Annotated in this window: 14 protein-coding genes; 9 read left to right on the top strand and 5 right to left on the bottom strand. The window is 71.8% G+C overall.

Translation table 11 applies throughout. The features are described from left to right. Positions 1 to 26: 26 nt before the first annotated feature. From SM447_RS25840 to SM447_RS25830, 3 genes are all read right to left on the bottom strand, one after another. Positions 27 to 224, bottom strand: a complete 198-nt coding sequence (locus SM447_RS25840; RefSeq protein ID WP_474575467.1) for a hypothetical protein — start codon at positions 222 to 224, stop codon at positions 27 to 29. 31 nt (positions 225 to 255) lie between these two features. Beyond that, positions 256 to 519, bottom strand: a complete 264-nt coding sequence (locus SM447_RS25835; RefSeq protein WP_474575531.1) for a hypothetical protein — start codon at positions 517 to 519, stop codon at positions 256 to 258. A gap of 232 nt (positions 520 to 751) precedes the next feature. Then, positions 752 to 1,852: a 3-deoxy-7-phosphoheptulonate synthase gene (locus SM447_RS25830; protein ID WP_474575466.1), complete on the bottom strand. Its 1,101-nt coding sequence runs from the start codon at positions 1,850 to 1,852 to the stop codon at positions 752 to 754. A gap of 302 nt (positions 1,853 to 2,154) precedes the next feature. Here SM447_RS25830 and SM447_RS25825 point away from each other — a divergent pair, with 302 nt between their 5' ends. Together SM447_RS25825 and SM447_RS25820 are read left to right on the top strand one after the other, a co-directional pair. Continuing rightward, the gene (locus tag SM447_RS25825) at positions 2,155 to 3,306 is read left to right on the top strand and encodes an alkaline phosphatase PhoX (RefSeq protein WP_474575465.1); all 1,152 of its coding nucleotides are present in this window, start codon (positions 2,155 to 2,157) and stop codon (positions 3,304 to 3,306) included. Positions 3,307 to 3,429: 123 nt separating this feature from the next. Then, positions 3,430 to 3,645, top strand: coding sequence for a hypothetical protein (locus SM447_RS25820; protein ID WP_474575464.1), 216 nt, complete (start codon positions 3,430 to 3,432; stop codon positions 3,643 to 3,645). On the opposite strand, the gene SM447_RS25815 is transcribed toward SM447_RS25820, so the two are convergent. Then, the gene (locus SM447_RS25815) at positions 3,612 to 4,346 is read right to left on the bottom strand and encodes a phosphodiesterase (protein ID WP_474575463.1); all 735 of its coding nucleotides are present in this window, start codon (positions 4,344 to 4,346) and stop codon (positions 3,612 to 3,614) included. The two genes, SM447_RS25820 and SM447_RS25815, sit on opposite strands and share 34 nt — an antisense overlap. A gap of 164 nt (positions 4,347 to 4,510) precedes the next feature. On the opposite strand from SM447_RS25815, the gene SM447_RS25810 reads away from it, so the two are divergent. Further along, complete coding sequence (locus SM447_RS25810) at positions 4,511 to 5,803, top strand: M16 family metallopeptidase (RefSeq protein WP_474575462.1); 1,293 nt, start codon at positions 4,511 to 4,513, stop codon at positions 5,801 to 5,803. 85 nt (positions 5,804 to 5,888) lie between these two features. Further along, entirely contained in the window at positions 5,889 to 7,241 is a 1,353-nt protein-coding gene (locus SM447_RS25805) for a M16 family metallopeptidase (protein ID WP_474575461.1), read from the top strand. On the opposite strand, the gene SM447_RS25800 is transcribed toward SM447_RS25805, so the two are convergent. After that, a complete protein-coding gene (locus SM447_RS25800; protein ID WP_474575460.1) occupies positions 7,180 to 7,734 on the bottom strand; it encodes a hypothetical protein in 555 nt (184 codons plus the stop codon). The genes SM447_RS25805 and SM447_RS25800 overlap by 62 nt on opposite strands. Before the next feature lie 416 nt (positions 7,735 to 8,150). On the opposite strand from SM447_RS25800, the gene SM447_RS25795 reads away from it, so the two are divergent. From SM447_RS25795 to SM447_RS25775, 5 genes are all read left to right on the top strand, one after another. Beyond that, positions 8,151 to 9,173: an aspartate-semialdehyde dehydrogenase gene (locus SM447_RS25795; protein ID WP_474575459.1), complete on the top strand. Its 1,023-nt coding sequence runs from the start codon at positions 8,151 to 8,153 to the stop codon at positions 9,171 to 9,173. 24 nt (positions 9,174 to 9,197) lie between these two features. Next, a complete protein-coding gene (locus SM447_RS25790) occupies positions 9,198 to 9,638 on the top strand; it encodes a PPOX class F420-dependent oxidoreductase (RefSeq protein ID WP_474575458.1) in 441 nt (146 codons plus the stop codon). A 67-nt stretch (positions 9,639 to 9,705) separates the two neighbouring features. Then, entirely contained in the window at positions 9,706 to 10,122 is a 417-nt protein-coding gene (locus tag SM447_RS25785) for a CBS domain-containing protein (RefSeq protein WP_474575457.1), read from the top strand. Between the two features lie 189 nt (positions 10,123 to 10,311). After that, positions 10,312 to 10,680, top strand: coding sequence for an SCP2 sterol-binding domain-containing protein (locus SM447_RS25780; RefSeq protein ID WP_474575456.1), 369 nt, complete (start codon positions 10,312 to 10,314; stop codon positions 10,678 to 10,680). Further along, on the top strand, positions 10,680 to 12,740 hold the full coding sequence (locus tag SM447_RS25775; protein ID WP_474575455.1) for an amylo-alpha-1,6-glucosidase: 2,061 nt from the start codon (positions 10,680 to 10,682) through the stop codon (positions 12,738 to 12,740). Before SM447_RS25780 ends, SM447_RS25775 begins: the two co-directional genes overlap by 1 nt. The last annotated feature ends 19 nt before the right edge of the window (positions 12,741 to 12,759 follow it).

Raw genomic sequence — 12,759 nt, 5'->3', positions numbered from 1 at the left:
GCCTCGTTTCAGTGCTCTGATCGGGTTCAGCGCTGCATGCCGGACCAGCCGCGGGGCGACTCCGGCTCCCGCTCGTCCTCGTCGGCACCGGTGATGATGTCCCGGTCCACGGCGGTGCGGTCGTGCTCATTGGCGAAGTCAGGCTCGGGCAGGGTGTCCGTGCCCTCCGGTGGCTGGCCGAGCGCGGGCGGGTGGGGGTGTCGGTCTTCCTCGCGCTGCGTCATCGCGTTCCTCTCCTCGTCGCCGGCCGGCGGATCAGCCCGCCGAGCCGCCCAGCAGGTCGGTCACCTCGTCGACCGCGTACTCGCCCTGCGGCAGGGCGTTGAGCCGGGACAGCAACTGGGCCGGCAGCTCCGCGGCGACCGCGCGGCGGTAGATGTCCACCTGACTGATCCGCTCCTGACCGTGGTAGAGGTCGTCGAGCAGCTCGTCGAGCGGACGGGTGTCCACCTCCTCGGTCTCCACCTCGTCACCCACGGCGGCCACCGTTCCGGGCAGCTCGGTGGTGGGTGGATCGATGGCGGCGGTGTCCACCACGGGCACGTCGGCCAGGACGGCTTCGGGCAGCCGCGCCTGCGTCGTGGGTGCCTCGGTCACGGGTACGTCATCGGTCACCCACGACACCTACCCGCCCCCCACCCGGCAAAACACCGGCCCACCCCACCCACTCCCCGTCGATCATGAAGTTGTTGTGTCAGAAGTCGCCTTCCTGAACAACAACTCCATGATCAACGGGGCGGAGGGCGGGGGATCAGGCGGGGGTGGGCAGGGTGCGGGTGGCGCGGCGGGTGCGGACAGCGGCGGCGAGTTCGGCCAGCACCTCGTCGGTGGTGTCCCAGCCGATGCAGGCGTCCGTGACCGACTGGCCGTAGGTGAGTTCGCGGGTGGGGTCGAGGTCCTGTCGCCCCGGTACCAGGAAGCTCTCCAGCATGATCCCCACGATGCCGCGCTGGCCGCCGGCGATCTGCCCGGCCACGTCGGCGGCCACCACGGGCTGGTTGCGGTGGTCCTTGCCGCTGTTGGCGTGGCTGGCATCCACCACCAGCCGTTCCGGCAGCCCGGCGGCCCGCAACTGGTCCAGCGCACCGGCCACCGAGGCGGCGTCGTAGTTCGGCCGGCCGCCGCCACCCCGCAGCACCAGGTGCCCGTCCGCGTTGCCCCGGGTGTGCATGATCGCCGGCGTGCCGGAGACGTCGATGCCGGGGAAGACGTGCGGCACGCCGGCGGCGCGGATGGCGTCGACCGCCGTGGCGATGCTGCCGTCCGGCCGGTTCTTCATCCCGATCGGCATGGACAGCCCGGAGGCGAGCTGGCGGTGCACCTGGCTCTCCACGGTGCGCGCCCCGATCGCGCCCCAGGCGACGGTGTCGGCGATGTACTGCGGGGTGATGGGGTCGAGGAACTCACAACCCACCGGCAGGCCGAGCCGCAGCACGTCGAGCAGCAGCGCCCGGGCCCGACGCAGGCCCGTGTTGACGTCACCGGAGCCGTCCAGCCCCGGGTCGTTGATCAGACCCTTCCAACCCACCGTGGAGCGTGGTTTCTCGAAGTAGACCCGCATCACGACGAGCAGGTCCTCGGCGACCCGTTCGGCCGCCGCGCGGAGCCGGTGTGCGTAGTCGAGGGCGGCGGCGGGGTCGTGCACGGAGCACGGCCCGACCACCACCAGCAGCCGGTCGTCGGCCCGGTCGAGCACCTGGCCGACCGCCCGGCGACCGGCCAGTACGGCCGCCGTGAGGGTGTCGTCCAGGGGCAGCTCATGGAGCAGCAGGGCCGGGGTGGTCAGCGGTACGACACGGTCGATCCGCTGGTCGATGACCCGGTGGTTCTCCGGGTTCGTCACGGTGGGCATCCTTCCGCCGACCGCACCCGGGGCCGGTGCCCGGGTCGAGCCGGCTGCTCGTACGCGAAAGGGCAGGAACGAAAGCTCCTGCCCGGCCGGCTCGACACTGGTGACGTCAGATCATGGTGAGGTCACCGGCCTGCGAGCCGGCTGCCTAAACCATCGATACGAACGCGTCACGGCGGTAAGCGTACCTGACCGTGTCCGAGCGCTCATCCCCTTGTCGGCAAAGCCTCGTCTCACGTTCACCCTAGTCGATGGAGCCCTCGGTAGTTTCAGCGCCACCGAACGCTGCTCAACCGGAGGTCCCGATGGATCGTCGTACCGTCCTGCGTGCCACCGTCGCCGGTGGCGCCGCCGCCTTCTCCGGCAGCCTGTGGGCGGGCGCCGCCATGGCCGCACCCGCCCAGCCCGGAGCCAGCCCGTACGGCTCGCTCCGGACCGCCGACACCAACGGCATCCAACTGCCCACCGGATTCACCAGCCGGGTGATCGCCCGGTCCCGCCAGGCCGTCCCGGGAACGTCGTACACCTGGCACGACGCGCCCGACGGCGGCGCCTGCTTCGTCGCCGGCACCGGCTGGATCTACGTCTCGAACTCCGAGATCACCCCGGGCGGCGGTGCCTCGGCGGTGCGCTTCAACTCCGACGGCAGCGTCGCCTCGGCGTACCGGATCCTCTCCAACACCAACCAGAACTGCGCCGGCGGCGCCACCCCGTGGGGGACCTGGCTCTCCTGCGAGGAGGTCAGCCGCGGGTTCGTCTACGAGACGTACCCGCAGGGCGGCACCACGGCGGTGCAACGGCCGGCGATGGGGCGGTTCAAGCACGAGGCCGCCGCCTGCGACCCGGACCGCCGCGTGATCTACCTGACCGAGGACGAGTCCAACGGCTGCTTCTACCGCTTCCGGCCGAACAGCTGGGGCAACCTCTCCGCCGGCACCCTGGAGGTACTGGTCGGCGGGACCGCCACCAGCGGCTCGGTGACCTGGGCGCGGGTGACCGACCCGTCGGCGGCGAGCACGCTGACCCGCAACCAGGTCTCCGGTGCCAAGCGCTTCAACGGCGGCGAAGGCTGCTGGTACGCCGACGGCACCTGCTGGTTCACCACCAAGGGCGACAACCGGGTCTGGGCGTACGACGCGGTCAACCAGCGCATCGACCTGGCGTACGACGACTCGCTGGTCTCCGGCACCGCGCCGTTGACCGGGGTGGACAACATCACCGGCACCCGCTCGGGCGACCTCTACGTGGCCGAGGACGGCGGCAACATGGAGATCAACATCATCACGCCCGCCGGCGTGGTCGCGCCCTTCCTGCGGATCACCGGCCAGTCCTCGTCGGAGATCTGTGGACCGGCCTTCTCGCCGGACGGCACCCGGCTCTACTTCTCGTCGCAGCGGGGCACCTCCGGCTCCTCCTCCGGCGGGATCACCTACGAGGTGCGCGGCCCGTTCCGCTGACGCGGGTCCGTCCCACCGGCGAGCCCGAGTCATCGGCAGGGCACCTTGCTCGGCGCCACCGCGTCGACAAGGTGCCCTGCCTGACCTGAGTGCCGGGCATACGGGTGGGGTATGAGGAGCGGCATGAGTGATGAGCGAAGCGACCAGGAACGGGTGGAGTCCCGCGCCCACCTGCTGCCGGAGGAGGCGGCCGTCGGCAGCGACGACGCGCAGGCACAGGCCGACGCGATCCTCGCCGAGTCCGACACCCGGGAGGCCGACCAGAACGCCGCCCCGGACACGGTGCTGGAACGGCGCACCTCGGATCAGACCGTGAACCCCGTCGAGCCGCCGGACTGAACGCTGGCGCCGCGCCCTCGACGTGATCCCCGGTAGGTGTGCCGCCGCAGCCAGCCCAGCGGTCCGCCCAACCGCAGTTCCTCCGGGAGGTTGCCCAGCGGATCGAAGGCCAGCCTGGCGTCGTTCCGGGCGCTGAGCTGATCGCCGATGCTCACCCGTCCGAACGGCCGCCACGAGCCGGCGGCGGACGCGACGGCGAGGACCAGGCCGGGTCGGTCCGCGGCAACCGCGTCGGGGAGGCCGGCCAGGTCGTGGCCCAGGTCGGGTGATTCGGGGTCGGCCAGGGCGGCGAGCCAGAGCCGCCGCCGACCGGTCCGGTAGGACATGATCGAGCTGTACGTGCCGGTGAACCGACGCCGGGGCAGCGGCAGGTGACGCAGTACCGGCGCGGCGGTGCTGGAGCTGACCAGCAGATCGAACGGCCGACCGGTCGGTCGGTGTATCCGCACGGCGAGCCCGAGCACGTCCGGCCAGCCGCCCGGGGTCGGCGTCCCCTTGGAGATGCGGATGGTGGCCGGATAGCGGCCGGGCCGGTCGAGCAGGCGGACGCCGGTCGGCGGGCCGGAGGTCCCCCAGACGAGCACCTCGCCGGCGAAGGAGCGGCCGGCCGGGTGCAGCATGCGGCCCCGGCGCAGCCGGGCCAGCGCCCGGGCCGCTCGTTCGGCGATGGCGGCGGGCTGCGGCCAACGGTTCATCGGCATGTCTTCCGCATACCCAGGGCCGTTCCGTCGATGCCGGCTGCCGGCAGGTGCCGGCCCGCGTCGGGGTGCCGGCTCGTCCGATCGTGGCGCGCCGTACCGGCTCGGCTCGCCGGTGGGGGCGTCCCGGGGCCTGCCGGGCCGGGAGATCGGATAGCGTCGGTGCCATGCCCGACAGCGGTTACCCCTGGCCCATCTCGACGACCCGACTGGACAACGGCCTGCGGGTGGTGGTCAGCGAGGACCGCACCGCGCCGGCGGTCGCGGTCAACCTGTGGTACGACGTGGGTTCCCGGCACGAGCCGACCGGACAGACCGGCTTCGCCCATCTCTTCGAGCACCTGATGTTCGAGGGCTCGACGCACGTCGCGAAGACCGAGCACATGAAGCTGGTCCAGGGTGCCGGCGGCTCGCTGAACGCCACCACCAACCCGGACCGCACCAACTACTTCGAGACGGTTCCGGCGGAGCACCTTGAGCTGGCGCTCTGGCTGGAGGCCGACCGGATGGGCGGGCTGGTGCCGGCGCTGACCCAGGAGACACTGGACAACCAGCGGGACGTGGTCAAGAACGAGCGGCGGCAGCGCTACGAGAACGTGCCCTACGGCGACGCCTGGCTGCGGCTGCTGCCGCTGCTCTATCCGCCGGGCCACCCCTACCACCACGCCACCATTGGCTCGATGGCCGACCTGAACGCCGCCGACCTGGCCACCTTCCAGGCGTTCCACCAGACCTACTACGCGCCGAACAACGCGGTGCTCACCGTGGTCGGCGATACCACGGTGGACGAGGTCGTCACCCTGGCCGAGAAGTACTTCGGTGCGATTCCGCCCCGGCCGGAGATCCCTCCGGCCCCCGACGGTCGCGTCGTGCCGTCCGCCGGAGTGCCCGTCGAGGAGACGGTGGTCACCGACGTGCCGGCACCCCGCGTGTACGTCGCGCACCGCACCCATCCCTTCGGCAGCCCGGGCTACGACGTGGTGACCGTGCTGGCCACCGTGCTCGGCAGCGGCCGGGGCAGCCGTCTCTACCAGCGGCTCGCCGACGGCGAGCGGATCGCCCAACCCGATCTGGTCGGGGCGTACGGGGTGGACCTGGCGCACGCACCGGCACCGCTGATCGCCACCGCCACCGCCCGCCCGGGGGTCAGCGGCGAGCGGTTGGCCGCCGGGCTCGCCGAGGTGGTCGACGAACTGGCGACGGTGCCGGTCACCGCCGCCGAACTGGACCGCGCGAAAGCGTTGCTGACCACCGCCTGGTGGCGGCAGATGTCCACGGTGGACGGCCGGGCGGACGCGCTCGGCCGGTACGCGACCCAGTTCGGCGACCCGGCCACGGTGGCGGAGCGGCTGCCGGCCTGGCTGGCGGTGACCGCCGAGCAGATCGCCGAGGTGGCGGCGGAGGCGCTCGCCGCCGACGACCGCGCCACCCTGACCTACCTTCCGGCGGAGAAGCCGTGACGGCGAGGCGTGAGCGGCGCGGCCGGGCGAAGCGCCGTGACCTGGCACCCGCGAGCCCTGCAGTCACGAACGAAAGGACCAACCGGTGACCCTGATCGCTGATCGTCCCGGCCCGGGTGCGGCCCGCCCGTACCGTTTCCCTCAGGTGGTCCGCCGTTCCGTCGCCGGTGGCCAGGTAGTCGCCGCGCACCTGCCCGGGCAGAACCTCGCCGTGGCGATGCTGCTGCTCGACGCGGGTGCCGGGCGTGAGCCGGTGGGCCGGGAAGGGCTCGGCGGGGTGCTGGCCAAGGCGCTGGAGGAGGGCACCACGCAGCGCGACGCGACCGCGTACGCGCTGGCCATCGAGGCGCTCGGCACCGAGCTGGTGACCGGGCTGGACTGGGACACCTTCCAGGCCAGCGTGCAGGTGCCGGTGGGCCGGCTGGGCGCGGCGGTGGAGCTGCTCGCCGAGGCGGTGCGTACCCCGAAGCTGGAGCCGGAGGACGTCCGCCGGGTCCGCGACGACGAGGCGACCGCGTTGCGGATGGACTGGGCCAACCCGGGACCGCGGGCCGACGCGGCGTTGCGCGCCGACCTGTTCGGCGCCGACAGCCGGTGGGGCCGCCCGATGTACGGCGACCCCGAGTCGGTGGCCGGCCTCGACGTCGAGGACGTCACCGTCTTCCACTCGGAGTGGTTCATCCGTCCGGGCACGCTCGTCGTCGCCGGTGACCTGGACCGGCTCGACCTTGACGCGCTCGCCGCCACGGCGTTCGCCGGCACCGGCGGCGGACCGGTGGACCGGGGCGCGCCGATCGAGGTGCCGCCGCGTGCCGAGCGCCGGATCATCCTCGTCGACCGGCCCGGGTCGGTGCAGTCCACGCTGCGGCTCGGTCATCCCGCGCCGCACCGGGCCCACCCGGACCACGTGCCGATCGCCCTCGCCGGCACGGTGCTCGGCGGCGCGTTCACGTCCCGGCTCAACCACCTCATCCGGGAGGTCCGTGGCTACACGTACGGCATCCGGGGCGACTTCGCCTCGTCCCGCCGGTTCGGCCGGTTCGCGGTCAGCTCGGGGGTGCAGACCGCCGTCACCGCACCGGCGCTGGTCGAGGCGGTCGGGGAGATCGCCCGTACGCAGGCCGGTGGGGTGACTGAGGACGAGCTGGCGGTGGCCCGGTCCTGGCGGGCGGGCCAGCTCTCGGTCGAACTGCAGAGCCCACGGGCGATCGCCGGGGCCCTGAGCACGCTGGTGGTGCACGACCTGCCGGACGACTACCACGCCCGGCTGCGCGAGGAACTGCTCGCCGCCGAGGTGGCACAGGTCTCCGCGGCCGCCGCCACCCACCTGCGCCCGGAGTCGCTGACCCTGGTCGTCGAGGGTGACGCCGCAATGATCAGGGACGAACTGGTCGCCACCGGTCTCGGCGAGCTGATCGACCACCCGTCGGCGGGCTGACCACAGCCGCTCCGGCCCGTCCGCTGCCGCCGCTCCGGCCGGCACCGTCGGGCCGGAGCGGTGCCGATCCGGCCACCCGTCGGGGCCAGCGGGAGCCGACGGCGGTCAGACAGACCAGCACCGACAGCGTGGCGAGAGCTGCGCCGGTTCCGGGCGCCGGCATGACCGCCGGAACCCACTGATCGAAGAAGAGGCTGCTCTCGTCGTATCGCACGGCGAGGGCGGCGGCTGAGCCGGCGGCGGCGAGCCCGGCCGCCGCGCTGCCCGCGATCGGCAGGCGTCGCCGCGCCGCCGGTGACAGCAGCACACAGACCGCCGTGACGTAGAGCGCCGCGACGGCGGTGACATGCCACCACCAGCCCGGGAATCGGTCCAGTCGGATCGTGATGGAGCCGTAGTGGGCCCACGGCAGCAGCAGGATCGCCAGCAGGTTCCCGGCCGCGCCCGCGGCCACACCGCCGACGGCGAGGAACATCCGGGCATGAGGTCCCATGGGGTGATCTCCCGCATTAGGTCGGGTCCGGTCGGCGGGGCGAGCTTCGCCGCCGGTGTCCACTGCCAGGAAAGCCTATGAACACCGGCCGCCCGACCGCCACGCCGATCCGACGGAAGGCGGGACCCGGGTCGGTCCGGAGGCGCGGTACCGGCGAAACAGAGTCGATCACGGCCACCGTGCCCCACCTGCCGCGACGAACGGGCCAGCGGCCGGAAGTGTGACGTCGGTCGCGGCGGCGCGGCCAGGGGCAGAGATGTTGCGGCGGAGGAGGGGCACGCGGCGCGCTTCTTCCGCCGGATGCGGCAGATCGGGAGCGGCTGTCCGGATACGGACGGCCCGCCCGGCCCGCCGGTGGCCGAGAGCGGTGGGAAAGCGCTCCCGGTCCAGGTGCCGAGCTGGGTAGCCTCGCGGGCATGAGGATCGGCATTGTGGGTGCCACCGGCCAGGTCGGTGGCGTGATGCGGCAGGTGCTGGCGGAGCGGAACTTCCCGGCGGAACAGGTGAGGCTGTTCGCCTCGGCGCGCTCGGCCGGGCGTACGCTCCCGTGGCGCGGCGAGGAGATCACGGTCGAGGACGCGGCCACCGCGGACTACTCGGGGCTGGACATCGTGCTCTTCTCCGCCGGTAAGGGTTCCGCCAAGGAGTTGGCGCCGCGGGTCGCCGCCGCGGGTGCGGTGGTCATCGACAACTCCTCGGCGTTCCGGATGGACCCGCAGGTGCCGTTGGTCGTCGCCGAGGTCAACCCGCATGCCGCCGGCACCCGACCCAAGGGCATCATCGCCAACCCGAACTGCACCACCATGGCCGCGATGCCGGTACTGCGTCCGTTGCACGCCGAGGCCGAGCTGCTCGCCCTGGTCGTCGCGACCTACCAGGCGGTCTCCGGTGCCGGGCTGGCCGGCGTCGCCGAGCTGGACGAGCAGGTCCGTAAGGTCGCCGAGACCGCCACCGGGCTCACCTTCGACGGCGGTGCGGTCGACTTCCCCGCTCCCCGCTCGTTCGCCCGACCGATCGCCTTCAACGTGCTTCCGCTGGCCGGCTCGATCGTCGACGACGGGTCGGCGGAGACCGACGAGGAGCAGAAGCTCCGCAACGAGAGCCGGAAGATCCTGGAAATTCCCGAGCTGAAGGTCTCCGGCACCTGCGTACGGGTTCCGGTCTTCACCGGTCACTCGCTTCAGATCCACGCCCGGTTCGCCCGGCCGATCAGCCCGCAGCGGGCGTACGAGCTGCTCGCCGGCGCGCCCGGTGTCGCGCTCTCCGACGTGCCGACCCCGTTGCAGGCGGCCGGGCAGGATCCGACGTTCGTCGGCCGGATCCGCGCCGACGAGACCGTCGAGCACGGCCTGGCGCTCTTCTGCTCCGGCGACAACCTGCGTAAGGGCGCGGCGCTCAACGCCGTGCAAATCGCCGAACTGGTGGCCGCCGAGGGCTGACCGCCCGACCGATCGGAGGATGCCGTGACCGACGAGCGAACCCGCAACGCCCTCAGTGACCTCATCGCGGGCAGGTCACTGGGGGTGCTGGCGACCATCAGACGCGACGGGCGACCCCAACTGTCCAACGTGGTCTACGCCTACGACCGCGCGGCCGGGCTGATCCGGGTGTCGGTCACCGACGGCCGGGCGAAGACCGCCAACCTGCGCCGTGACCCTCGTGCCAGCTTCCACGTCGCCAGCGACGACGGCTGGGCGTACGCGGTGGCGGAGGTGCGGGCCGAGCTGACCCCGGTCGCGGCGGAGCCCGCCGACGACACGGTCGCCGAACTGGTCGATCTGTACCGGACTGTGCAGGGGGAACATCCGGACTGGGACGACTTCCGCCGGGCCATGGTGGCCGAGCGACGGCTGGCGCTGCGGCTGCACGTGGAGCGGCTGTACGGCGTCCCGCCGCGCGGCTGACCGGTCACGTTACTGGTCGTGGCGGTCGGGTAGACCCGTGGTTGCCCCAGACCGAGAGGGAGGCACCATGACAACGGTCGGAGAGTTCATGACGACCCGGTTGGTGACCATGGACGGCAACGACACGCTCGTCGCGGCGGCCCAGGAGATGCGTGACTCCGCGATCGGCGACGTGGTGGTGACCGACGGCGACAGCGTGGTCGGCATCGTCACGGACCGGGACATCACGGTCCGAGGCGTGGCGGAGAGCATGGATCCGAACACCACCCGGCTCAACCAGATCACCACCAAGGACGTGGTGACGGTGAGTCAGTACGACGACGCCGTCGCCGCCGCCGACCTGATGCGGACGTACGCCGTTCGGCGGTTGCCCGTGGTGGAGGAGGGCCGGTTGATCGGCCTGGTGTCCATGGGCGATCTGGCGGTCGAGCGGGAGCCCCAGTCGGTGCTGGCCGACATCAGCGCCGACGATCCCAACAACTGACCCTCCCGCGATCGAAGCCGGCTCCCGAGCCCCTGGGAGCCGGCTTCGCGCTGCTCGGCACGCCCGCACCTGACGTTCCACGGTCGGTGGCGGCGGCCACGCCTCAACCTCACCCCAAGCGGGTGAGGTTGAGCCACCGGGCGGCGGGGACCCCTCCTGCGGGACACGAGCGACCGGGAGGAGGGCCCGATGGCGGACGCGACCACGCGGTTTTTCGAGGACCTCGACCAGCAGGGGTACGAACCTCTGCTGGCGAAGACCTCCGGAGCCCTGCGCTTCGACCTGCACGAGGGGCCGCAGACCACGCACTGGCTGGTGCGGATCGACCGGGGAAACATCCAGGTCAGCCGCGAGGACATGGAGGCGGACACGGTGGTGGGCGCGAGCCCCGCGCTCTTCGAGGAACTGGTCACCGGCCGCGAGAACGGATTGGCGGCGCTGCTGCGGGGGGACATGACGATCACCGGTAACGCACGCCTGGTGGTCCAGTTGGAACGGATCTTCCCCGGACCGCCGCACGCGATGGGGCCGCAGCGCTACCGGAAGGGGGTGCAGTGATGGCGCCCAGCCACACCGTACGGATCCTCGACGGCAACAACTTCGTCGTCAGCGAGGCGACCGGGGACATCGAGGCCACCCCGACCGAGCCGACCGGCCTGTTCTCCATCGACACCCGCTTTCTCTCCAAGTGGGTGCTGACCGTCAACGGCGAGCGACTGAACGCCCTCTCCTACGACGACCTCCAGTACTACGAGTCGCGCTTCTTCCTGGTGCCCGGACTGGCCACGCACTACGTGGACGCGAAGCTGTCGATCATCCGGGAGCGGGCCGTCGGTGGCAGCTTCCGGGAGCACATCACCATCCTGAACCACGACGAGAAGGCGGTCGACCTGGAGATCCGGATGGACGCCGCCTGCGACTTCGCCGACCTGTTCGAGGTCAAGGACGAGATCCTGAACAAGAAGGGCGAGATCTACTCCGAGGTGGAGACGGACCGGCTGCGGCTGGGCTACCGGCGTGGCAACTTCCGGCGCGAGACGATCATCTCCTCCTCCCAGCCGGCCCGGTACGACCGCAACGGCTTCGCGTACTCGATCCATCTGGAACCGAACGAACAGTGGGACACCGGCATTGACGTGCAGACCCTGGCGGTCGGCCCGGGCGGGCGGGACCTGCGCATGGGGCTGCGGGCGCACGGCACCGAGCGGCTCGCCCTCCAGCACGATCTGGAGGAGTGGATCGCCAAGGCGCCGAAGGTGAACAGCGAACACGATCAGGTCGCCGCCACCTACCGACGGTGCATCGTCGACCTGGCGGCGTTGCGCTTCTCACCGCTCTCGCTCGGTGGGCAGACCCTGCCGGCCGCGGGTCTGCCCTGGTTCATGACGATGTTCGGCCGGGACAGCATCCTGACCTGCCTGCAGACGCTGCCGTTCACGCCGGAACTGAGCGCGACCACGCTGCGGATCCTGGCCGCCCTGCAGGGCACCCGGTTCGACGACTTCCGCGAGGAGGATCCCGGGCGGATCCTGCACGAGATGCGCTACGGGGAGAGCGCCGCGTTCGAGGAGCAGCCGCACTCGCCGTACTACGGCGCGGTCGACTCCACCCCTCTGTTCGTCGTGCTGCTCGACGAGTACGAGCGGTGGAGCGGCGACGCCGCGCTGGTCAAGGAGTTGGAGCAGGAATGCCGCCGGGCGTTCAAGTGGATCGACGACTACGCCGACCTGGTGGGCAACGGGTACATCTGGTACGAGCGGCGCAACACCGACACCGGCCTGGACAACCAGTGCTGGAAGGACTCCTGGGACTCCATCTCCTACCGGGACGGCACGCTGCCGCCGTTCCCCCGGGCCACCTGCGAGGTGCAGGGGTACGCGTACGACGCGAAGGTACGCGGCGCGCGGCTGGCCCGCGAGTTCTGGGGTGACCCGGCGTACGCCGAGCAACTGGAGCGGGAGGCCGCTGCCCTCAAGGCGCGGTTCAACCGGGACTGGTGGGTCGAGGACGGCGGCTACTACGCGCTCGCGCTGGATCCGGACGGGCGACAGTGCGACGTGCTCAGTTCCAACATCGGCCACCTGCTCTGGAGCGGCATCGTCGACGACGACCGGGCCGAGCAGATCGCCCACCACCTGGCCGGGCCTCGACTCTTCACCGGTTGGGGGGTGCGGACCCTGGCCGAGGGGGAGGTGCGCTACAACCCCATCGGTTACCACAACGGCACCGTCTGGCCCTTCGACACCTCGTTCTGCGCCTGGGGTCTGCGCCGGTACGGCTTCGCCGAGGAGGCCGCCACGATCGCCAACGGCATCCTGGACGCCGCCCGGTACTTCGACGGCCGGCTGCCGGAGGCGTTCGGCGGTTACCCGCGGGAGCAGACGAAGTTCCCGGTGGAGTACCCGACGGCGTGCAGCCCGCAGGCGTGGTCGACGGGAGCGCCGCTGCTGTTGCTGCGTACGATGCTCGGCCTGGAGCCGCACGAGGGGCACCTGGCCGTCGAGCCGCGACTGCCGGTCGGCATGGGCCGGATCGAGGTGCTCGACATCCCGGGCCGTTGGGGGCGGGTGGACGCCTTCGCCCGTGGTCGGCTCGATCTGCATTCGCTCGCCGATTGACCGGCGCGGCCGGGTTGCC

Source organism: Micromonospora aridisoli, assembly GCF_056150025.1.
Note: the sequence above shows the minus strand (reverse complement) of the source record. Positions and strands in the feature narration are given on the sequence as shown.